20 protein-coding genes and 1 rRNA gene are annotated in these 22434 nt (G+C 64.3%); 3 read left to right on the top strand and 18 right to left on the bottom strand.

Annotated features, from left to right (window positions below; translation table 11 throughout):
- Positions 1-55: 55 nt before the first annotated feature.
- Together SD72_RS09225 and SD72_RS09220 are read right to left on the bottom strand one after the other, a co-directional pair.
- Positions 56-1438, bottom strand: a complete 1383-nt coding sequence (locus tag SD72_RS09225; RefSeq protein ID WP_042544228.1) for a class II 3-deoxy-7-phosphoheptulonate synthase — start codon at positions 1436-1438, stop codon at positions 56-58.
- 175 nt (positions 1439-1613) lie between these two features.
- Positions 1614-2285 (bottom strand): lysophospholipid acyltransferase family protein, encoded by a 672-nt coding sequence (locus tag SD72_RS09220; RefSeq protein WP_042544227.1) that lies wholly within the window; start codon positions 2283-2285, stop codon positions 1614-1616.
- A 138-nt stretch (positions 2286-2423) separates the two neighbouring features.
- On the opposite strand from SD72_RS09220, the gene SD72_RS09215 reads away from it, so the two are divergent.
- On the top strand, positions 2424-4253 hold the full coding sequence (locus SD72_RS09215; RefSeq protein ID WP_042544166.1) for an AMP-dependent synthetase/ligase: 1830 nt from the start codon (positions 2424-2426) through the stop codon (positions 4251-4253).
- 57 nt (positions 4254-4310) lie between these two features.
- Here SD72_RS09215 and SD72_RS09210 read toward each other — a convergent pair whose 3' ends face one another.
- Both SD72_RS09210 and def read right to left on the bottom strand, forming a co-directional pair.
- A complete protein-coding gene (locus SD72_RS09210; RefSeq protein ID WP_042544165.1) occupies positions 4311-4886 on the bottom strand; it encodes a hypothetical protein in 576 nt (191 codons plus the stop codon).
- Between the two features lie 19 nt (positions 4887-4905).
- The gene (gene def, locus SD72_RS09205; protein ID WP_042544164.1) at positions 4906-5397 is read right to left on the bottom strand and encodes a peptide deformylase; all 492 of its coding nucleotides are present in this window, start codon (positions 5395-5397) and stop codon (positions 4906-4908) included.
- An 87-nt stretch (positions 5398-5484) separates the two neighbouring features.
- On the opposite strand from def, the gene SD72_RS09200 reads away from it, so the two are divergent.
- Positions 5485-6291 (top strand): ParA family protein, encoded by an 807-nt coding sequence (locus SD72_RS09200; protein WP_042544163.1) that lies wholly within the window; start codon positions 5485-5487, stop codon positions 6289-6291.
- A 43-nt stretch (positions 6292-6334) separates the two neighbouring features.
- Here SD72_RS09200 and SD72_RS09195 read toward each other — a convergent pair whose 3' ends face one another.
- The 5 genes from SD72_RS09195 to SD72_RS09175 form a co-directional block, all read right to left on the bottom strand.
- Positions 6335-6988, bottom strand: coding sequence for a maleylpyruvate isomerase N-terminal domain-containing protein (locus SD72_RS09195; RefSeq protein WP_157000529.1), 654 nt, complete (start codon positions 6986-6988; stop codon positions 6335-6337).
- A 174-nt stretch (positions 6989-7162) separates the two neighbouring features.
- On the bottom strand, positions 7163-7684 hold the full coding sequence (locus SD72_RS09190) for a MerR family transcriptional regulator (RefSeq protein ID WP_042544225.1): 522 nt from the start codon (positions 7682-7684) through the stop codon (positions 7163-7165).
- Positions 7685-7895: 211 nt separating this feature from the next.
- Positions 7896-8573 (bottom strand): transcriptional regulator FtsR, encoded by a 678-nt coding sequence (gene ftsR / locus SD72_RS09185; RefSeq protein WP_042544162.1) that lies wholly within the window; start codon positions 8571-8573, stop codon positions 7896-7898.
- A complete protein-coding gene (locus SD72_RS09180) occupies positions 8573-9025 on the bottom strand; it encodes an FHA domain-containing protein (protein ID WP_232299708.1) in 453 nt (150 codons plus the stop codon). The genes ftsR and SD72_RS09180 overlap by 1 nt, the downstream gene beginning before the upstream one ends.
- Positions 9026-9232: 207 nt before the next feature.
- On the bottom strand, positions 9233-10702 hold the full coding sequence (locus SD72_RS09175; protein ID WP_042544160.1) for a helix-turn-helix domain-containing protein: 1470 nt from the start codon (positions 10700-10702) through the stop codon (positions 9233-9235).
- Between the two features lie 227 nt (positions 10703-10929).
- Here SD72_RS09175 and aceB point away from each other — a divergent pair, with 227 nt between their 5' ends.
- Positions 10930-12585, top strand: a complete 1656-nt coding sequence (gene aceB / locus SD72_RS09170) for a malate synthase A (protein ID WP_042544159.1) — start codon at positions 10930-10932, stop codon at positions 12583-12585.
- Between the two features lie 170 nt (positions 12586-12755).
- Here the strand turns inward: aceB and mnhG are convergent, their stop codons facing one another.
- From mnhG to rrf, 9 genes are all read right to left on the bottom strand, one after another.
- Entirely contained in the window at positions 12756-13280 is a 525-nt protein-coding gene (mnhG, locus tag SD72_RS09165; protein ID WP_084767065.1) for a monovalent cation/H(+) antiporter subunit G, read from the bottom strand.
- The gene (locus SD72_RS09160) at positions 13273-13581 is read right to left on the bottom strand and encodes a monovalent cation/H+ antiporter complex subunit F (protein WP_042544158.1); all 309 of its coding nucleotides are present in this window, start codon (positions 13579-13581) and stop codon (positions 13273-13275) included. The genes mnhG and SD72_RS09160 overlap by 8 nt, the downstream gene beginning before the upstream one ends.
- The gene (locus tag SD72_RS09155) at positions 13578-14138 is read right to left on the bottom strand and encodes a Na+/H+ antiporter subunit E (protein ID WP_042544157.1); all 561 of its coding nucleotides are present in this window, start codon (positions 14136-14138) and stop codon (positions 13578-13580) included. Before SD72_RS09155 ends, SD72_RS09160 begins: the two co-directional genes overlap by 4 nt.
- Positions 14131-15789, bottom strand: coding sequence for a Na+/H+ antiporter subunit D (locus SD72_RS09150; protein WP_042544156.1), 1659 nt, complete (start codon positions 15787-15789; stop codon positions 14131-14133). Before SD72_RS09150 ends, SD72_RS09155 begins: the two co-directional genes overlap by 8 nt.
- On the bottom strand, positions 15786-16235 hold the full coding sequence (locus tag SD72_RS09145) for a Na(+)/H(+) antiporter subunit C (RefSeq protein ID WP_420038423.1): 450 nt from the start codon (positions 16233-16235) through the stop codon (positions 15786-15788). The genes SD72_RS09150 and SD72_RS09145 overlap by 4 nt, the downstream gene beginning before the upstream one ends.
- A 2-nt stretch (positions 16236-16237) precedes the next feature.
- On the bottom strand, positions 16238-19120 hold the full coding sequence (locus SD72_RS09140) for a Na+/H+ antiporter subunit A (protein ID WP_042544223.1): 2883 nt from the start codon (positions 19118-19120) through the stop codon (positions 16238-16240).
- Positions 19121-19302: 182 nt separating this feature from the next.
- Positions 19303-20952, bottom strand: coding sequence for an MFS transporter (locus tag SD72_RS09135; protein WP_232299707.1), 1650 nt, complete (start codon positions 20950-20952; stop codon positions 19303-19305).
- A 3-nt stretch (positions 20953-20955) separates the two neighbouring features.
- Positions 20956-21996 (bottom strand): glutaminase A, encoded by a 1041-nt coding sequence (gene glsA, locus SD72_RS09130; RefSeq protein WP_042544154.1) that lies wholly within the window; start codon positions 21994-21996, stop codon positions 20956-20958.
- Between the two features lie 201 nt (positions 21997-22197).
- A 5S ribosomal RNA gene (gene rrf, locus SD72_RS09125) occupies positions 22198-22314 on the bottom strand.
- Positions 22315-22434 lie beyond the last annotated feature (120 nt).

The raw sequence follows: 22434 nt of genomic DNA, 5'->3' as shown, positions 1-22434 counted from the left end.
AGCGAGCCAGGGCAGAAACTATGGTCGTTCTGCCCTGGCTCGCGGTGTCTGAGGCCTAGCGGCCGCCGCCCACTGTGCGCTTGAGCTCCTCGGCGACCTGGAACGCCAGCTCGAGCGACTGCATGTGGTTCAGGCGCGGATCGCACACCGACTCGTAGCGCTGCTCGAGCGCTTCCTCGTCAATATTCTCGGACCCGCCGAGGCACTCGGTGACGTCGTCGCCGGTGAGCTCAACGTGAATGCCGCCGGGGTACGTTCCGACCTCGCGGTGCGCCTCGAAGAAGCCGAGCAGCTCGTCCATCACGTCGTTGAAGCGGCGCGTCTTGAAGCCGTTCGCGGTTGTGATTCCGTTGCCGTGCATCGGGTCGGTGACCCACAGCGGCTGTGCGCCAGCGTCGCGGACGCCCTCAAGCAGGCCGGGAAGCACGTCGCGGATCTTCTCAGCACCCATGCGGGTGATGAAGGTGATCCGGCCGGGCTCGCGCTCGGGGTCGAGCTTGTCGAGCAGTCGCAGCGCATCGTCCGTTGACGCCGTCGGGCCGAGCTTCACGCCGATCGGGTTGCGGAGCTTCGAGAGGAAGTCGACGTGCGCGCCGTCAAGGTCGCGCGTGCGCTCCCCGATCCAGAGCATGTGCCCCGACGTGCCGTAGAGCTCGCCGGTGCGCGAGTCGATCCGCGCGAGTGGCCGCTCGTAGTCGAGCAGCAACGCCTCGTGGCTCACGTAGAACTCGGTCTGTGTGAGCGCCGTGTGATCCACACCGCACGCGTCCATGAACCGCAGCGCACGGTCTATTTCGGTCGCGAGTGCCTCGTACCGCTGATTCGCGGGGTTCGACACGAAGCCCTGGTTCCAGGAGTTCACCTGGCGCAGGTCAGCCATCCCCCCTTGCGTGAACGCGCGGATGAGGTTGAGCGTCGAAGCCGACACGTGGTAACCGCGAACGAGGCGGCTCGGATCTGCGGTGCGCGACTCCTCAGTGAAGTCGTAGCCGTTGACGAGGTCGCCGCGGTACGCGGGCAGCGTGACACCCTCACGGGTCTCCTCGTTGCTCGAGCGCGGCTTGGCGAACTGGCCAGCCATGCGACCGACCTTAATCACCGGCATCGAAGCGCCGTAGGTGAGTACGACAGCCATCTGCAACAGCGTCTTCACGCGGTCGCGGATCTTGTCGGCCGTCGCAGCCTCGAAGGTCTCAGCGCAGTCGCCGCCCTGCAGCAGAAAGGCCTCGCCGCGCGCGGCGCTCGCGAGCCGCTCACGCAGCTGGTCAACCTCGCCGGCAAACACGAGCGGCGGCTGCGTCGAAAGCTCCTGTTTGGCATACTCAAGGGCGGCAGCGTCGGGCCAGCTCGGCTGCTGCTTCGCAACGAGTGCACGATAGGTATCGAGCTGCTCGAAGGTCTGCTGCGCCGTCAGGGTCTCTACGCTTACTGCGTTCATGGCCATCCCGTGTGTATCTCAAACGTGCCGTCCGGTGTGACGGCCCCACATAAGCCTACCGAACGCGCTCGGACCGGCGCGCATGCCATGGCCATGCCCGTAGCGAACGAGCGCGGTAACGCAGCGGGGAACAGCGGGCGTTCCGCACCTGTGGGATGCGAACGCTATGCGGGGCCTAGCGCTGGCGCACGCTCGATGCGTAGACGTCGACGTATTCCTGGCCGCTGAGCTCCTGGATCGCGAGCGTGATCTCGTCCGTAACGCTCCGCAACACGAAGCGATCGGCGCTCATGCCCTCGAACCTGCTGAAGTCGAGCGGCGCACCGATAACCGTGCCGATCCGGCGAACTCGCGGGAACTTCGCGCCGATGGGCATCGCCTTCTCGGTATCGATCATGACGACAGGCACGACGGTCACACCGGATTCGAGCACCATGCGAGCGACGCCCGTTCGCCCCCGGTAGAGCCGCGCGTCTGGGCTTCTGGTGCCCTCGGGGTAGATGCCAAGCACGTCCCCGCGGTCGAGCACCTGCAGTGCGGTGTTCAGTGACGCCTCCGAGGCCTTGCCGCCTGAGCGGTCGATGGGGAGCTGCCCGACACCGAGCATGAACGTCTTCACGAGCCACCCCTTGAGGCCCTTGCCCGAGAAGTATTCACTCTTTGCGAGGAAGTAGACACGGCGTTCGATCATGATCGGAAGGAAGAAAGAATCAATAACCGATAGGTGGTTCCCGACAAGGATTACGGGGCCCGTGGCCGGAATATTCTCGGCTCCCTCCACCCATGGTCGATAGACTGCCTTCAAAAAAGGGCCGACGATCAGGTGTTTAAAGATCCAGTAGAGCAAAGTGAGCTGGTTCCCTTCGTAGGCCTTCAGGATATCGGAGCCGCGCATCTACAGGCGCATAGAGATAGGCTGTGAGCATACATGCATGCCGCCTTCCGGCCGTGCATTGCGCCCGACACGAGGTACAAAGGAGTTGCCGTGAAGCTGTCAGAAACACCACTGCTCGTCCCCCCGATCCCCGAGGACAACATTACAGACCTCCTCGAACAGCGGGTTGCCGCTACCCCAGACCGTACGCTGTTCGCGACACCAACCAATGGCGGTTGGAGCGATATCAGCGCGACAGAATTCCGCCGCCAGGTCGTCTCGCTCGCCAAGGGCTTCGCCGCCGCTGGCGTGCAGCCGGGTGACCGCGTCGCCTTCATGTGCAAGACCAGCTACGAGTGGACACTCGTAGACTTCGCCATCCTCTATGCCGGCGCCGTCATGGTCCCCGTATACGAAACGTCGTCGGCGCTACAGATCCACTGGATCCTCGAGGACTCAGGCGCCAACGCGTTCCTGATCGAGACACAGGAGCAGTACGAGCGTTTCGCGGAAATCCAGGACCAGCTTGATGGCGTCAACCAGGTATGGCGACTTGATGAGGGCGCGCTCGCGACCCTCAGCGAGCAGGGCTCAGCCGTTGAAGATGCCGAGATTGAGCGGCGCAGGAATATCGCGGTCGGCGCAGACATGGCGACGCTCATCTACACGTCGGGGTCAACCGGCCGCCCACGCGGCTGCGTCCTCACCCACTCGAACTTCGTCGACCTGTCGCGCAATTCAGCTGGGGCGCTCTCGCACGTCGTGCAGGAGCCTGGTACGTCGACGCTGCTCTTCGTTACCCTCGCGCACGTCTTCGCGCGCTTCATCTCCATCCTCAGCGTGCACGCCGGCGTCCGCGTCGGCCACCAGTCAGACACCAGCCAGTTGCTGCCGGCGCTGAGCACCTTCCATCCGTCGTTCCTCCTCGCGGTACCCCGCGTGTTCGAGAAGGTCTACAACTCGGCCGAGCAGAGCACCGCAGCGGACGGCAAGGGAAAGATCTTCATCGCCGCCGCGAAGGTAGCTGTCGCCCACTCTGAAGCCCTCGACGCCGGCAAGGTGCCGTTTGTCCTTGGGCTGAAGTTCAAGGTCTTCGACAAGCTGGTCTACGCCAAGCTTCGCGAGAAGCTCGGCGGCCGCGCCCGCTACGCAGTCTCGGGTTCCGCCCCGCTGAGCCCGTACCTCGGGCACTTCTACCGGAGCCTCGGCATCAAGATCCTCGAGGGCTACGGGCTCACCGAGACCACGGCTCCCGTCACCGTGAACCTGCCAGACAAGTTCAAGATCGGAACCGTCGGCCCGCCCCTTCCCGGCCATACCGTGCGCATCGCAGAAGATGGCGAGGTGCAGGTCAAGGGCATCGACGTATTCAAGGAATACTGGAACAACCCAGAGGCCACGGCCGCCACGTTCACCGAGGACGGGTTCTTCCGCACCGGCGACCTCGGCTCCCTCGACTCCGACGGCTACCTCACGATCACCGGTCGCAAGAAGGAGATCATCGTCACGGCCGGCGGCAAGAACGTAGCCCCGGCCGCGCTCGAGGATCCGATCCGCGCAAACACGATCATCAGCCAGGTCGTCGTTGTCGGCGACCAGAAGCCGTTCATCGCGGCGCTCGTGACGCTCGACGCTGAGATGCTCCCGGCGTGGCTCACGAACCAGGGCGAGGATCCCGGCATGTCGATCCTCGAGGCGTCAAAGAACCCGAAGGTGCTCGCGGAGGTGCAGCGGGCCGTTGACGGCGGAAATGCCCGCGTCTCGCGCGCCGAGTCGATCCGCAAGTTTGTGATCCTGCCGACCGACTTCATTGAAGCGAACGGGCACCTCACGCCGAAGATGAGCATCAAGCGAGACAACATCCTCAGGGACTTCTCCGCTGAGGTCGCTGATATCTACGGCGAGAACCCGCAGACGGACTTCGTGCAGACTCAGCACTAGGCTGCCTGTGCCACGGATACGGCACACCGGCACGCGCGGCGCCGCTTGAACTCAGGTTCAGGCGGCGCCGCTGCCGTCTGCGTGCACGCGGGTGTGGATCACCGATCCATCCGCGGTACACCAGACAACCGCACGCGACGCAGCAGAGGGCGCGAGCGCGAGCGGCAACTGCACCTGAAAGCTCGGCTGGATCTTCCCGAGCCCTGAGACGAGTGGCACCCGCACGCGCGTGCCGTCAGTCGAAGTAAACGTGACCTCCCCACCCGTGACGGTGACGCGGTCGCCGCGCACGCTGAGCTTCACGTCGCTGAGCTCACCATCGAAGCGCTGCGGGTCGGCGCAGAGCCGCACGAACTCGCGCTGCCACCGAGCAGCGCGCCGATGGGCGATGATCTGCGGGAAGACGAGGAGCAGCCAAACGCCGAGCGCGGTTGCCCCCGCGAGGTCGAGCGCGAACTGCCAGCTATTGCCCCCAAGCAGCCGCGGCAGCACCAGCGTAAGCACGATGACCGCTACAGCTGCGGCCGTCGCGATCCACACGTTGCGGGCAGCTCGCCGGTTGTCAGGCACATCCCCAAGCACCGGAGGGAGTTCAATCTCGCTCGTGGCAGGGAAATAGCTTGCCCAGCTCATGGGCGCCCGTGGCCGCACCCTAGAACCAATCCGAGGTGCGGATCTGGCGCATCGCTTCGCCGCGAGCCTCCCGGTCCAGGCGGGAGATATACAGCTTCCCGTCGAGGTGATCGCACTCATGCTGTAGCGCTTGGGCCTTGAGGCCCTCGCCCTCGATGGTGATCTCGTTACCGTCGAGGTCGATGCCGACGACCTTCGCGTAGGGGTACCGCAGCACCTCGAACCAGAGGTTGGGCACCGACAGGCAACCCTCCCCAGTCAGCACCGGATCGCCCGAGACTGCAACGAGCCGCGGGTTGATGACATATTCGATGACGCCGTCGATGTGCAGGCTGAATGCGCGCTGCGTGTAACCAATCTGCGTCGAGGCGAGGCCAGCGCGACCGGGTTCGTCAACCGTTTCACACAGGTCCGTGACCAGTGCGTGTATGCCCGCATTGATGTCTGTGACTTCATCACACACCGTCCGCAGTACCGGGTCCCCAAACAGCCGAATCTCGCGTTTTGCCATGCACCGATGCTATCGGCTGCCACACTTCTTTGACGCTTCCCTGAGATCAAACACCAGTTTCCAGGTGGAATCCACTAAGCTCGAAACGTGCATGTATTGAGTGTCAGCTCCCTCAAAGGTGGCGTAGGAAAGACAACCGTGAGCCTCGGCATCGCGTCGGCGGCGTTCTCACGCGGTCTCCGCACCCTGGTGGTCGATCTCGACCCGCAGTCGGATGTTTCGACAGGCCTCGCGGTGAACCCGGACGGCTACGCAAACATCGCGGACGTGCTCGAGTCACCCAAGGAAAAGGTGGTCCGGTCAGCGATCGCCCCGAGCGGTTGGAACGAGTTCCACGAGGGCGGCAAGATCGACCTGCTCGTCGGTAGCCCCTCGGCCATCAACTTCGATGGACCGCACCCGTCTGCGCGCGACATCTGGAAGCTCGAGGAAGCCCTCGCAACCGTTGAAGCCGACTACGACCTCGTACTCATCGACTCCGCGCCGTCGCTGAACGCCCTGACCCGCACAGCGTGGGCAGCGAGCGACCGCGTACTCATCGTCACCGAGCCCAGCCTCTTCGCGGTTGCCGCCACGGACCGCGCGCTGCGCGCGATCGAGGAGATCCGCCGCGGCGTGAGCCCGCGTCTCCAGCCCCTCGGCATTCTCATCAACCGCACCCAGCCGCAGTCGATGGAGCACCAGTTCCGCATCCGCGAGCTGCGCGAGATGTTCGGCCCGCTGGTACTCAACCCGCAGCTCCCCGAGCGTCCGGCACTGCAGCAGGCGCAGGGCGCGGCGAAGCCCGTTCACCTGTGGCCAGGCGAGCCCGCACAGGAGATGGCTGGCCACTTCGACCTCGTACTCGACCGCGTACTGCGTTCCGCGGGCGCGGCAGCCGCTCAGGCGAAGTAACCCGCCGGCGCCACACCAGCGCCACACCGGCGTGGCTCGAGTGTCAGCGAATTGTGGGCTGCGCGTCCAGACGCGGTCCGAAGAACAGCGGAATGTCGTCGGCGAGTTCGCGTGGCGCACGCGGTGACCAGTCCCAGGCAAGGATTTGCGCCTGCGACCTGCGGGAGAACATTCCGCGAAATAGCTCGTACATGTCGACGCGCAACATCGACTCTTCTGTGCCCTCGAGCACGACGCCGGTTTCGCTGATCCGCAGCTCCCCCAGTGCGTCGTCACGGAGATTGTAGAGCTCGATCGCACCGAACGCGACGTCTTGCCAGGTGTGGCGTTGCTCCGCATCGATTCTGAGCGCCTCACGTAGGTCGTACTCGTGGACGCGCACGTCCCACGCCGGATTGGGGCCGCGGACGTCATCGAGCATGGGGGCGAGGGTGTCTGCGTTGCGTCGGATCTCGGCCATGCTCTGCGCCACCGAGTAGGACGCCCGCTCGTCTACCTGGCGCTGCGTCCAGCCTCGCCCAGGAGACCCGTCGAGGCGGGACTCGAGCGTGTCGGTTGAGGCGCCTGCCAGGTGGCTGAAGAGCTGGCGCACGCTCCAGAGCGGCGTCGCGGGAACCCGGGCTTCTTCATCGCCAGGACGCATCGCGCTGACGAGATATTCAAGAGAACTGACACCATCGAGATAGATGCGCGCCATGCTCGCTGCTGCATACATGATTCACCCGCTTTCTGGTTCGGGTAACCATTCTGCGGGCAGACACTGGAATGTCGCTCAATGTCCGCTCCGAATGTGCCAGCAGTGGCACGCGATGCGTCGCGCCGCAACCGCAGCGGGGAGGCTCGGTGAGGCTCCCCCGCCGAGCCGGGATCGCTAGGAGGTCTTGCGTGCCGCGCGGCGGGCCGCGAGCTCATCGCTTGCGCCAGCGTCGTCGGCGCCCTTTTCGCGGTGGTCGTCGAGATCGACGAGCGAGGTTTCGACCTCGCGGAGCACCTTGCCGACGGCAATACCAAAGACGCCTTGGCCGCGGCTCACGAGGTCAATGACCTCATCGTTGGACGTGCATAGGTAGACGCTCGCACCGTCGCTCATGAGCGTGGTCTGCGAGAGGTCGTGTACGCCGGCCGCGTGGAGCTGCGCGACCGCGGTGCGGATCTGCTGCAGCGAGATTCCGGTGTCGAGCAGGCGCTTCACGAGCTTCAGCACGAGGATGTCGCGGAAGCCGTAGAGGCGCTGTGAGCCCGAGCCGCTCGCTTCGCGAACGGTTGGCTCAACGAGCCCAGTTCGCGCCCAGTAGTCGAGCTGACGGTAGGTGATGCCCGCTGCGCGCGCGGCTACTGCACCCTTGAAACCGCCGTCGATGTTCGGCTGCGGCAGGCCGTCACTGAACAGCATCTCTGCGGAATCCAGGTACTCGTGTGTACCGTTGCCGCTACCGCCGGATGGCGGTTCGATGTGCTCCATGACGTCCCTCTCTTCGCGCTGTGCTCAGTTCACCTAACGCTATCGGCGAGGGGGCTCCCTGGCAACGACCGCGGACACCGATTTCGCTTCTTCCACCTTAAGGTTCTAGTTGAAGGTGAGAAATCAGCGGAATGACGCCAAATCAGAGCACGCCGAACTTCCGCCGCAACACGCCGGAGCGCACCGTCTCAAGGTATTCGACGAGCTCGAGCGAGCCGTCAACAGCGCTCGGCGAACCCTGCTTCTCCCCCCGCGACGACACGGCCTGCGCGAGCATCTCAGCTTCGCGCTCCGCCGCGATCCGCAGCGAGCGAAGGTGACGCGGTGTGAGCCCGGCCTGCGCGAGCTTCACCAGCGCTGTGAGCTGGGCGATCGAGTCAAACGGAAAGACCTCGGTCGCTGGCAGCAGCCCGGCGGCGATTGCCTCGCCGAGGAAACGCTTATTCGTTGCCGTTGCGCGGCACAGCTCATCACTTGACAGCACCTGCTTCGACGACAGGATCGTCGAAGCGCTGCGCTGCGAGGCTCCGGGAATGACGGGGTCGCGCCCCGCATCGAGCTCCTCAAGCACCTCAGCGATCTTCTTCAACGGCAGGTAGTGATCGCGCTGCAGCGTGAGCACCAGCCGCACCCGCTCCACGTGCTCCTGCGAAAACTTCCGGTACCCGGACTTCGTTCGCTCAGGAGCAACGAGACCCTGGTCCTCGAGGAACCTCAGCTTCGAGGGCGTGAGGTCAGCAAACTCCTCCTGGAGAGTCGCAAGCACCTGCCCAATACTCAGCAGCCCTGCGGGAACAGCACGAAGTGGCGCGGCCGCCATTAGAACGAGCCTGGAAGATCAAAGCGCGAGGCGAAGAACGTGAAGCGGAACTTGCCCACCTGCACCTCTACCCCGTCTTCGAGGACAACCTCACCGTCGATGCGCTCACCGTTGCAGTAGGTGCCGTTGAGCGACCCGCGGTCGAGCACGGAGAACGTTGTGCCGTTGCGCTTGAACTCGGCATGCTTGCGCGAGACGGTGACGTCATCGAGGAAGATGTCAGCGGCCGGGTGACGCCCGGCAACCGTGACGTTCTGGTCGAGCAGGAAACGTGCCCCAAGGTCTGGCCCGCGGCGGACAACAAGTAGTGCCGCTCCAGACGGCAGCGACTGCACTGCCTCAAGCTCGTCGATACTCAGGTCGGTGACCTGGGCACGAATCATCGCGTTGAGATCCTCACGGAACTGCTCCGTGGCGCGTACCTCGGTATCTTTGCTCCGCTTCTCGCTCACCACTGCATCACCCGTTTCATACTCGATGGGGCTACGCCCCGATACTGTCCCCCTACGCTACCGCAGTGCGGTACCCCAGCGCACGTCGAAATCGTAATACTCAGGGGTTATTCGCGGACCGCGCAATTCCGTCCGCGCGTGGCGGGATCGCGCGCATCGCCGGCACGACCTGCGGAGGGAAGCGCCGGGTCTCATCGCACCCCGCCACTACTCGTGGGATTCAAGGAATTCGTAGACCTCGTGCGAGTCAACGCCGGGGAATGTGCCCGTCGGCAGCGCCGCGAGCAAACTCGTCGGGGTCGCAGCCTCGGGCCACGCGGAGGCCTGCCACTTCTGCGTGAGCTCGGTCGAGGCACGCCGGCAGCAGCGCTCGTCGGGGCAGAACGACTGCGAGCGGTGCTGAGTTTCGCGCCCGCGGAACCACTTCACGTCTTCAAACCGCACCCCGACGCTCACGGAGTACTGCCCCTCCTTAGCGTTCTCGAGACGCGAGGTGCACCAGTACGTTCCGCCAGAAGCCATGTCCGTGTACTGGTACCAGGGGTTGAAGAAGTCGGGCTGCGCGAAGACGGTGCGCGCCGTCCAGTTTCGGCACACCATAGCGCCCTCAAGGTTCCCCAACGCATCGGAGGGGAACCTCACGCCATCGTTTTCGTAGGCTTTGATGAGCGTGCCCGATTCGTGGGCTTTCATGAAGTGGACGTTGAGGTCGAGCCACTCGGTCGCAAGGTTGGTGAAGCGATGCGCGGCCATCTCGTACGACACGGCGAAGGCGTCGCGCAGGTCCTCCATCGAGATCTCCCTGCGCTTCTTTGCGTCTTTGAGCGAGTCAACGGCAGCGGCCTCCGGCAGGAGCACCGCACCAGCGAGATAGTTCACTTCGACGCGTTGCTTCAGGAAGTCCCCGTAGTTTCTCGGTTCTTCGTGACCGCACACGAGACTGCCGAGGGCGCGGAGGATCGGGGCGCGAGCGTCACGCGACGGGAGGTTCGCGCTGAGATAGATGCGGCCGTTTCGCCTGTCAATCACCGAACGTGTCGAGTGCGGCAGGTCCGTCACGTAGTGCAGCGTGAAGCCAAGCTTCTCCGCAACGCGCGCGACGGTCTGCTGGAGCACTGGGCCGCCCGAGTATCCGACGCTGTCGAGCAGCTGCGCCGCCGCCCGCTCGAGGTCGGGGTAATAGTTGTTCGCGACACGCATCCCCTCCCGCAGCTCGGTGTTCGCGCGGCGGGCCTCCTCCGGCGTCGCGGCGCGCTCGCTGTGCAGGCGCTCGACCTCCTGATGCAGCCCGATGATGGCGCGGAGCGTCTCGTCGTTCACGGTCTTCGACACGCGGATCGGCTGCAGCCCAAGCGAGCGAAACACCGATCCGCGCTGGGCCCGCTCTACCGAGATCTCGAGAGCGGCTCGCTCACTCGGCGCCTCGTCGATGAGCAGCTCGTCAACGGTCGATTGCAGCGCGCTCGCGAGCGATCGCAGCAGCGGCAGCCGCGGCTCCCGCTTCCCGTTCTCGAGTGCTGACAGCTGCGAGGGCGCACGATCCACCGCGGAGGCGAGCTGCTCGAGCGTCATCCCGAGCTCAATGCGGCGCTCACGAATGCGCCGGCCAAGGGTGAGCGCGTCGCTGCCCTCCGATTCGGTCTCGACGGGCGCGAGGTCGAGTGCATCAATGGTCATGCCCCCATCGTGACAGACCTTCAAATTTTCGGCAAGCAGAAATAGTGCGAAATTTCACGCGAGAAACGCCCGCATTAGCCCGTTCGGTGGGCCGAAGATAGAAGCACACAACCGATTCACCTGCGGAACACGGCCTCCGCGTCCCCAGACGCACTGCCTCCCCGCAGCCCCAGCAGCACACCCAGCGGCTTCACGACACCGGCTTCACCCATTCGAAGGACACGATCATGAACACCCAAACCGCGACAGCCGAACGGCAGCGCACCTTCTCTTCCCCCGCCCACGAGCCCCGCCTCGAAGTCAACGGCCGCCCCTTCGATCGCAGCGACGAGATCCTCACCCCCGAAGCGCTCGCCTTCCTCACCGAACTGCACGAGCGCTTTGCCAGCCCGCGCCACGAGCGCCTCGCAGACCGCCAACGCAGGCGCTACGAGATCGGCAATGGCCGCGACCCAAAGTTCCGTGAGGACACCCGCCACATTCGCGAGGACGCGACGTGGCAGGTCGCAGCCCCAGCCCCCGGCCTCGAGGATCGGCGCGTCGAGATCACCGGCCCGACCGACCCCAAGATGACCATCAACGCCATGAACTCTGGTGCGCGAGTCTGGCTCGCAGACCAGGAGGACGCGACCAGCCCGACGTGGAAGAACGTCATCGGCGGTCAGCTCTCGCTCTACGACGCGATCCGCGGTCAGCTCGAGTACACGAGCCCAGAGGGCAAGGAGTACCGCGTCACTGCCGAGCGCACACCGACGATCGTGATGCGCCCACGCGGCTGGCACCTCGTCGAAAAGCACATCCGCTTCACCGACGCGCAGGGGCAGTCGGGCGCAGCCTCCGGCAGCCTCGTCGACTTCGGCCTGTACGCGTTCCACAACGCGCAGCAGCTCATCGCCAACGGCGCGGGCCCCTACTTCTACATCGCGAAGCTCGAGTCGAGCGAAGAGGCGAAGCTCTGGGACGACATCTTCAGCTACACCGAAGAACGTCTCGGGCTCGCCCACGGCACGATCCGCGCGACGGTCCTCATCGAGACGCTGCCTGCCGCGTTTGAGATGGAAGAGATCCTCTACGTGCTGCGCGACCACATGGCCGGGCTCAATGCCGGCCGCTGGGACTACATCTTCTCGATCATCAAGAACTACCGCGGCCGCGGCGCACGCTTCGTGCTTCCCGACCGCAGCGAAGTGACGATGACGGTGCCGTTCATGCGCGCATACACCGAGCTGCTCGTGAAGACCTGCCACAAGCGCGGTGCGCACGCGATCGGAGGCATGAGCGCCTTCATCCCGAACCGCCGCGACCCGGAGGTTACACAGCTGGCCGAGGAGAAGGTCCGCGCCGACAAGCACCGCGAGGCAAGCGACGGCTTCGACGGCACCTGGGTCGCCCACCCCGACCTCATTCCCGTTGCGAAGGCCGAGTTCGACGCAGTGCTCGGCGACCGCCCGAACCAGGTCGACCGCCAGCGCGACGACGTCGAGGTGACCGCAGCTCAGCTGCTCGACGTGCACATCGGCCGCGACATCACCGAGGCGGGCGTGCGCGACAACGTCTCAATCGGCGTGCGCTACATCGAGTCGTGGCTTCGCGGTATCGGCGCCGCCGCGATTGACAACCTCATGGAGGACGCTGCGACCGCCGAGATCAGCCGCTCGCAGATCTGGCAGTGGATCCACCAGGATCAGCGCACCGCTGACGGCACGCCCATCACGCGCAGCTGGGTCGAGGGCATCCTCGCGGAGACCGTACGGGGCTTCGAGCGTTTCGAGGGCGACCGGTACGACGACGCAGCGGAGCTCTTCGCAGACGTCGCGCTCGGTGACACGTTCCCGACGTTCCTCACCGTACCGGCCTACAGCCGGTACCTCGTCGAAGGCTAGCCGAGACGCACGCACGCTCGGGTAGACCGCAACAGCACTGTGGGCCCCTCCTCGGAGGGGCCCACAGTGCTGTGTGCTGTTGCTGTGTTGTGTGCTGCTGTGCTGTTGAGCTGCTGCTGCGCTCTCGAGCTGCTGCTGCCGTGGACCGTCACCGGCCGAGACGGCACGAACTAGTCGCGGTCGCCGCGCGACTCTGCAAGGCCAGGGGCGCTCGGCTTGCGCGCGGCAAGCTCTTTCGCGGCGCGAGCCTGCTGTTCCTCTTCACGCTCAGCGAGGGCGAGAGCTTCAAGCTCGCGGTCCCGCTCCTCCTCAGCAATCGCCTGCAGCCTGTCCTGCTCGGCGGCCTTGGCCGTCGCCCGGGCGACGGCGGGACCGAGCTCGTCGACCAGCACAATGTTGTCGTCGAGTTCGCCGGTACGGTACGCGGCACGCCCGACCATGTGGGCCGCGGTCGGAGCGGTCAGCGCCTGGAAGACAAATACTGGGACAAGCGCGAGGAACACCCCGAGCGAGCGCTGGTCAATGGCGACGGCCGCGATCACCAGCAGCAGGCCGAAGATCTGTGGCTTCGTCGCCGCGTGCAGCCTGCTCAGCGAATCCGTGAAGCGAAGCAGTCCGATGCCCGCCGCAGCGGAAAGGAAGGCAGCAAGCACGAGGCAGACGAGCGCGGCAATGTCGAGAATCTGATCAAACATGTTCTGCCTCCTCCGTTGCCTGCGGCAGATCCGAATCGGTTCTGCGCTTCACATACCGCGACACAACGATCGTCGCGAACGTTGCCGTCGCCGCAATCGCAACCATGATCGGAATCGAGTCGGTGTGATTGCGCGCAACCATGTCTGCTCCGAGCGACAGCACCACGGTCGTGAGCAGCACATCAGAGGCGACCATACGGTCGAGGATGGTCGGGCCACGGACGATGAGCACGAGCGCAGCGAGCGCCGTAAAGGTCAGCCCGACGCCAACCACGATGAATAGCACCACTTCGAGTGTCATTTGCGCACCGCCTTCACTTCTTCGCGCGAGCCGAGCGTGAGTACGAGGAGCCGCTCGATCGTCGCAACGTCGTGCCGCATCTTCGTGATCGCCTTCTGCGACGGGGTATTCAGCACGTGCAGGTAGAGCGTGGATCCAAATCGATCCACCTCGGCGACGAGGGAACCAGGGATGAGCGAGATCGTCAGACCGACGATCGTGAGAATGAAATCGGAGCTGGTGCGCAACCGAACCGCAATGATCGACGTCTTCGGCACAGGCCCGGGACGCACGGCAAGCCAGGCGACCTCGAATGAAGCCCACGAGAGGTTCCAGAGGAAGTATCCGAGGTAGCGCAGCGCGTACCAGGGGTTGAAGCGTCCCGCGAGCGACACTGGCGGAAGGTAGAACACACGCATCATCACAATCGAGACAATGAGCCCGCTCACAAACGACAGCAGCGACACTTCCTGCCAGAGCATCATCCACAGCACCACCAGGCCAACGAGCAGCGGGAGCTCGTGGAAGCGGACGATGATCTCAAGACCCGTCGCCGTACGGGGTGCGCGCTTACCCATCTGAAGCCTCCTCAGGGGCTGCCGTCGAGCCACTTCCGCCGTTCGGGGTTGATCCCTCGAGCACGAGCGATGCCAGTTTCTCTGGAGACGCGAGCTCCTCACCCGCGCGCTCAGCGTAGGCGAACAGGGGGCCTGCAGCGAACGTGAGCACCAGGCTCACCCCGATCATGCCAGCAGTCGCCGCAATCATCAGCTTCGGGATGCCGCGCTTCTCCTGCGTCGGTGCTGCGTCGGGGGCGTCGTGCAAGCGCTCGATCATGGCCTCCTCACGCTCACGAAGCATGAGCGCCTCGGTTGAGGGGGCCTTCGCCGGCCCAGCAGCGGGTGCGGTGACCGTCTTCGGCCGCCAGAACGCGAGCACCCACGCCCTGGCAAGGGCGTACAGCGTGAGCAGCGAAACGAGCGCGCCGATGCCGATGAGCCAGTAGGCCCCAGGCGTCTGCAACTCGGCGCCAGCGGTAAACAATCCGAGTTTCCCGAGGAAGCCGGAGAAGGGCGGAATGCCGCCGAGGTTCAGCATTGGCACGAAGAACAGCACCGCTATGACCGGCGCGCTTCGCATGAGCCCGCCGAGCCCCGACAACGAAGTCGTTCCCCCCTGGCGCTCCATGAGTCCTACCGCGAGGAACAGCGTCGTTTGCACGATGATGTGGTGCGCGATGTAGTAGATCGTCGCGGAGAACCCCGCCGCGTTCGCGATGGCAATGCCAAAGATCATGTAGCCAATATGGCTAATGAGGGTGAACGAGAGCATCCGTTTGACGTCGAGTTGCGATATCGCCCCGAGGATACCGACGATGAGCGTGAGCGCGGCGACGACCATGAGTAACGGGTCGACGCTGGACTCGGGAAACAGCATCGTCTGCGTACGAATAATCGCGTAGACGCCGACCTTCGTGAGCAACCCGGCAAACACGGCGGTGACCGGAGCCGGCGCGGTCGGATACGAGTCCGGTAGCCAGAACGCTAACGGGAACACCGCCGCCTTGATACCAAAAGCAATGAGCAGCGCGAGATTCAAAATGAGTTGCAGGTCGCTCGGCAGCTCGGCGATCCTGAACTGCAGCTGCGCCATGTTCACGGTGCCAGTCGCGCCGTAAACGAGACCGATCGCCGCGAGGAACAGGATCGAGGACACGAGCGAGACGACGACGTAGGTCACGCCGGCGCGGATGCGCGGGGCGGTGCCGCCGAGGGTGATGAGCACGTAGCTCGACACCAGCAGAATCTCGAACCCGACGTAGAGGTTGAAGAGGTCACCGGCGATAAAGGCGTTGAACACGCCGGCGCCGAGCACCAGATAGGTCGGGTAGTAGATGGAGACCGGCGTCTCCTCATCCCCGTCGGCGAGACCCTGGCCGATCGAGAAGATGAAGACGGCGAGCAGCACGACAGCGGAAACCGCAAGCATAAGCGCGGACACGCGATCCACCACGAGCGAGATGCCGTACGGGGCAGCCCAGCCTCCGACCTGCATGACGAGCGGGCCCATGCGATCCACGACGAACATGAGCGTCACGCCGAGCACCGAGCTCACCGTCAGCGCCACGAGAGTGATGCCGCGCTGCACCTCCCGATGGCCGGGAATGGCGAGCGCAAGCGCGGCCGCGACGAGCGGGATCAGGACAACGAGGGGCACGAGGAATGTCACTTGCGGGTCTCCTCGGCGTCAGTTGGCAGTACATCTTCTTCGTCGTATTCGGGGGCGACCTCGAGATCCTCGTCCGTCACCTGCCCGGCGGTGAGAGTCTCGGCGCTGCCGATAGCGAGATCGTCCTCGTCGTCCTCGACATGGTCGTCGCTGACGCGAGCAAGGCGCCAGGAGCGATAGATGAGGGCAAGCAGGAACGCACTCACACCGAACGTGATCACGATCGCCGTGAGGATGAAGGCCTGCGGCAGCGGATCACTGATCGCTTCGTCGCCGCCGGCGAGTGGTGCCGCACCGAACTCGCCTGACATCAAGAAGATGAGGAGGTTCGTCGCGTTCCCCACCAGGAGGAAGCCGAGCATGATCCGCGTCAAACTGCGGTCGAGCAGGAGGTACACACCCGCAACGTACATGACGACCATCACGGCTACGAGGACAAGTGGCATGGTCACTGTGCTGCCTCCTCTGCGAACTCAGCGTTATCTGATTCCTCGTGCTCGTCGATCTCAGAGCCGAGGCTCCTGAGCACATCGAGGACGAGGCCGAACACGACGAGGTACACGCCAATGTCGAACAGCGTTGACGTCACAAGCGGCAGCGTTCCGAACGGGCCGAGGTCAACGTCGACCCAGCTCGAGGACAGCGCCGGCTGGCCGAAGAACAGCGGAATGATTGCCATGGTCACCGCGAGCGCGAGACCGATGCCGAGGATCCGGCCAGCGTCGAGCGACACCGTCGCCCGCAGTTCGTGCCTGCCACCGGCGAGGTAGCGGGCAACAAGTGCGAGCCCCGCAACAAGGCCAGCGGCGAAGCCGCCGCCTGGCGCGTTGTGACCGGAAAGCAGCAGGAATACCGAGAGGATGAGGAGGCCGTGGAAGACCAGCCGAACAACGACCTCGAGAATGATCGAGCGTCGCTCCGGTCGGAGGTTCGAACCGGCGAGCAGCCAGTTCATGCGGCGTGCCGGATCCTCTGGGTCAGCGACCCGCAAGAGGTGCGCGCGTGTGGCGTTTCGTGCCTCACGTCGGCTGAGATGCGGGCTCTGATCCACGCGGGTGTTCAAGAACACGAGCGAGGCGACGCCGGTCGCCGCCGCAAGGATCACGGACAGCTCACCCATCGTGTCCCAGGCCCTGATGTCGACGAGCATGACGTTCACGACGTTGTAGCCGTGGCCACCCTCGACCGCGAGCTGCGGGAGGCCGAGCGAGATCGGGTCGGCGACGCGGGCGCCGAGCGACACGACAGCGACCGCGCCAAGCACGAGTCCGACGCCGAGCCCGAGTGCGAGCCTGAAGAACCGTGTCGCACGCTTCGGCCGCTCGGCCATGTGTGCTGGGAGCCGTCGAATCACGAGGACAAACGCGATGAGCGTAACCGTCTCGACGAGAAGCTGTGTGAGGGCGAGGTCGGGTGCGCCGTGCAGTGCGAAGATCGTCGCCATGCCGTAACCGGTGACACCAACGAGGAGGCCGCCCTGGAATCGCGTCCTCGCCCGCATTGCGAACAGTGCCGCAACGATCATCACGACGGCGATCGGAATGTCTACCGGGCTCGAGACGAGTGCGATCTCGTCTGGCCACTGCTGGACCGAGAGCAGGGTGCCACCGAGGGTGATCACGACAACGGTGAGGATCACCGCGAGGTAGAACGGCAGCGAGCCGCGCTGCGTGATCGACGTAAACCGCACCGCGATCGTGTCGAGCATGTGGGTCGCGTACCAGTAGGCGTGCGATCCGGAGAACCGCTCGGAGGGCGGCGACATGGTTGTCGCGAGCCTGCGGGCGGGGAAGAAGATGAGCGCACCAAGCACAAAGATCACTGCGGAGAGCAGGAGCGGAAGGCTGAATCCGTGCCACAGGCTCAGCTTCTCCGGGTCTCCGAGCGGGGTGCCTGGCACCGAGGCGCGAAGCAGTGGATCGAGCAGCGGCGACGCCAACCCGTAGAACACGGCTACAGCGGTGAAGAGCGCGGGCGCGATGACGATGCTCGGCGAGACGCGGGTCACGAGTGGCGTGTCTGGGACGCCTGGCTTGCGCGCGAACGCACCCCAAATGAACCGCACCATGTAGGCGACCGTGAGGACGCTACCGACGACCGCTACGCAGAGCGCGACATAGGCCGCGGGTTCGGTGTGCCCGACCTCGAGGAGCTCCGCGAACGCGGACTCCTTAGCGACGAAGCCGAAAAGCGGCGGGACGCCGGCCATTGACGCGCCGGCGATGACAGCCACGGTTGTCAGCAACTTGAATCGCCTGCCAACGCCGCTGAGCCGCCTGAGGTCGCGAACGCCGGTGGAGAAGTCAATGATTCCGACGGTGAGGAACAGCGGCGCCTTGGCGACCGCGTGCGCGAAGAGAAGCACGAGCCCGGCGAACGTCGCTCGCGGGTCCCCCACGCCAATCACCATCACGAGCAGACCGAGCTGGCTGACCGTTCCGTGGGCAACGATGAGCTTGATGTCGAACTGCCGCAGCGCCCTGAACCCACCGATGAGCATTGTGATGCCACCGAGAATGACGAGCGTCCAGCGATACCCTGGCACATCGGAAAACGGCTCGCTCATGCGGGCGATGAGGTACACACCGGCCTTGACCATCGCCGCGGCGTGCAGGTATGCGCTCACCGGCGTTGGTGCCGCCATCGCGCCTGGCAACCAGAAGTGGAGGGGGAAGATCGCTGACTTCGAGATCGCACCGAGGAGCACGAGGTACACGGCAACGGTGACGAGCGATCCCTGTGGCGGATCTGCGATGATCTCAGACAGCAGCGGCGTGCCGCCTGTCTGCACGATGAGGACGAATCCGACCAGCATCGACAATCCGCCGAGCGTGGTGATCATCAGGGCCTGCAGCGCGGCAGAGTTCGCCGTTCGCAGCCTGGCAACGTGACCGATCAGGAGGAACGAGAAGACCGTAGTCGCTTCCCAGAAGACAAAGAGGAGGTAGACGTTGTCGGCCACGACGAGGCCGAGCATGCTCGTGGCGAAGCCCATGAAAACAGCGGCGAACCTGGGTACACCCAGCTCGGTGTCGTCGAAGTAGTAGGCGCAGTAGAGCAGCACGAGAGCGCCGGCTCCAGTGACGAGCAGGGCAAACATCGCTGAGAGCGGGTCGAGCCTGAGCGTGAGTCCAACGTCCAGCTGTGGGATCCACTCGATGTGCTCGACAAGCACGTCGCCGGCGAACACGGGGAACGCGAGTGCAACAAAGACCGCGAACGCTGCGGCCATGAGCGCGCCGAGCACGAGGAAGCCGCGTCGTCCAACGCGCTTAACGAAGGGATGAGCAACCAGTGATATGAACGCGAGTAGAAGGATTACACCCATCATCGCGCCCATTGGCTCCCTACCTTCGCTTCTTGTGCTGCCGTCGTCCCAACCTACAGTTTATCGGAATATGACTGTTCCAAATACCGAAGCTAGGAATCCCCTCCGAACTGCGTGTCGGTCACACCAGAGACACTCGTCGTCCCCAGTCGGCCTTCCAGCGCCAGGTAAAAGGCTCCCCCTCCTCACTCTGGGATCTCCTCAGGGCGGTAGCGGGGTAGCCGTGATGCGGGCAGTGCGGCGATCGCGCTTACCCCGGCAAGCAGTAGAAAGCCGAGCTTGAGCGTACGCAGTCGCTCTCCCTCGTTAAGCTCGATGGCCGAAGCCACCTGCGCTTGCGTCGCGTCGGTCTCGGCGAGCAGCTCTCGCAAATCATCATTGTTAATGAAGTTCACGTTGCCAAGGTCGACCTGCGCCGCGAGCTCGGCGGGCAACTCCGGGTGCTTCTCAACCGACTGGGTCACCCCGAAGCTCAGTGTCGTCACCAACACGGCCCCCATGACCGCGGTACCGACGGCCGATGCGAGGTTCTGCGTCGTACCGCGGATCGATCCGACGTCGCCTGCAAGCTCCTTTGGCGCAGCCGTAACCAACACGTTGAAGACGAGGGTGACGAGCGCACCCTGACCGATCCCGAACGCGATCAGCCCAAGAATTGTCGGCAGGGTCTCCCAGTTGTTCGTGACGACGAGTGCGAGCCACAGCAGTGCAACCGTTGTGAGGCCGAAAGCGAACAGTGCGATAGTGCGTGGCTGGAATCGCTTGTAGAAACGGACGATGAGTGTGGCTGTCACGAACACGGTGAGGTTAAACGGCATCATCGCGAGCGACGTGTCGAATGGGGTGCGCCCCTGCACCACCTGAATATATGTTGGCACCGTGAAGTTGATTGCGGCTTCCATTGCCACGATCACGAACATCGCGTAGACCGCTGCCCGCTCCGTCGGGTTGCGCAGCACGTCGAGGTCAACGAGCGGATCCTTGCCCTGCCGTTTCCTTCCACGCGTGCGAACAAAGAACAGCTGACCGAGCACGATCCCGACAACCACAAACGCTGGCGCAGGCGACAGGCCGAGCAGCGAAAACGGTGCCGACTCGCTCGCATGCACAATTCCCCAACCATTGAGGTTGTTGAACCCGAGCGTGAGCAACACGATGGCGCCACCGATGAGGAGCGAGGCTACGACGTCGATCCGCACACTCTTGTCACCGCGATCGGAACGCAGAGTGAAACTCAGAATGAACACCGCGATGGCGAGTGCGAGCGTGATCCCGAACACGGGCCGCCACCCAACAAAAGTGCCGAGGGTACCGCCGATGAGGAATGCGCTCATCCCGGAGAAGGCGCGTGCGGAGCCGAGCGAGCCAACCGCTGTTGCCTGCTGCTCGCCCTTATAGTTCTCAGCGATGAGAGCTACGAGCGCGGGCACGATGATCGCGGCTGCTGCGCCAGCGAGTGCTTGCCCAGCAATTGCCCAAGCGACCGTTTGCGACAGCATCATCATCACCGAGGACCCGGCGAAGACAACCGTGACAACGCGGAAGATCTTCACCCAGCCCACGCGCTGGCCGAGCTTCGCGCCCGTCATCACGAGCGCGGCGACTGCGAGGCCGTAAACGACGATCGTCGAGCTCGCCGTGGTGGGGGGAACCCCAAAGTCCTGCCCCATCCCGCCAAGCGAAATTGGGAGTGCTGCGACGTTGAACGACATAAGCACCTGCGCGAGGAAGAGCCCAACCATTGGGGCCCAGGAGCGACGTTCGGTTGCGCCCTTCGCGCCTGGTCCGTTCGCGTTCGCCGCGCCTGCGATGGATGACGTACTGTGAGCGACCATGATCTACAGTTCCTTTCGATGCGAACCCGGAGCCACCAGCGATGACTGCTCCTTCACACGTGGTGCGGACGCGAAGAGATTCAGCGCGAGCGCCCGCGAGAGGTACGCGCAGACGCGCTGACCCCTGACACTGTTGCCCGCTTCGTCGAGGGGAGGCGAGAAGACCGCAAGCGCTCCCTTTCCGGGTGCGACGGCAAGGATGCCGCCCGACACCCCTGACTTCGCTGGGAGCCCGATTTCGAAGAGCCACTCCCCCGATCGTTCGTACATCCCGCACGACGCAAGCACGGCGAGGGTGTCACGAGCGGCCTGCTCGGAAACGACGCGCTGACCCGTGACCGGGTTCACACCACCGTCAGCGAGGGTCGCCCCCATCACGGCCAAGTCCGCAGCGGTCACGGAAAGCGAGCACTGCTTCGTGTACGTCTCGACCACGCCGAGCGGCTCGGGGTCCAACCGCGTGTAGCTCGTGAGGAGGTGTGCGATCGCCCGGTTGCGGTGGTTCGTGAGCATCTCCGAGGCGAACACCTCCTCGTCGAGCTGGAGCTCACGCCCGGCGAACGCAGACAGCCCCGCGTGGATGGCCTCCCAGCGGAGCGTCGGATCGGCGTGGACGAGCGCCGTGGTCGCGATTGCGCCGGCGTTCACCATCGGGTTGAGCGGGCTGCCACCGTTGAGTTCGAGGGCGACCACCGAGTTAAATGGCAGACCGGTATTGTTCACGCCGACCCGGTCGTGAACCACCTCGTGGCCGAGGGCATCGCAGACAAGCGCGTAGACGAACGCCTTCGAAATCGATTGGATCGAGAAGGTGTGTGCGCTGTCGCCAAGCGAGTGGGTTCTGCCGTCAGCCGTGACGAGACTCATTCCGAACTTCGAGGGATCGGCGGCGCCAAGAACGGGAATGTAATCGGCAACGCGGCCGTCAGTCGTTGCGGCGTATCGCTCGTGCGCCGTGGCAAGCAGCGCGTCGATCTCTGCGGAGGAGGGGATGGACCCCGTGGCAACCAACTGGGCCACGTCTTGTACGTCTGCTTCGAACATACGAACCAGTCTCCTAGATGTTTGATAGCGAACACATGCTGGGTACAGAATGGCAAACATCAGGGTGCAGCGCTAGAGCCAAATTCATAAAGCTGTGCGTTGCAGAAAAAACACCGTGATTCCGGGCCTCTCCGGGCTCGGAATGTGTCCTGAAATGACGAAAGCCCCGGAGCATAACTGCTCCGGGGCTTTCCAATAATTGTTCGGCGGTGTCCTACTCTCCCACGAGGTCCCCCTCGCAGTACCATCGGCGCTGTCAGCCTTAGCTTCCGGGTTCGGAATGTGACCGGGCGTTTCCCTGACGCTATAACCACCGAAACTCTATTGACAAACAACAACCCACCCAGACAAGCACCACACGGATGCACTTTCGGGGGGTTGTGGCCGTACGTCAAGAACCACAAAGTAGACGCGAACATCGTTACATAACAGACTCAT

This window comes from Leucobacter komagatae, from assembly GCF_000834055.1.
In the GTDB taxonomy this organism is placed as follows: domain Bacteria; phylum Actinomycetota; class Actinomycetes; order Actinomycetales; family Microbacteriaceae; genus Leucobacter; species Leucobacter komagatae_A.
The sequence above is the reverse complement of the archived record's forward strand: the minus strand, read 5'-3'. Positions and strand labels throughout refer to the sequence as shown.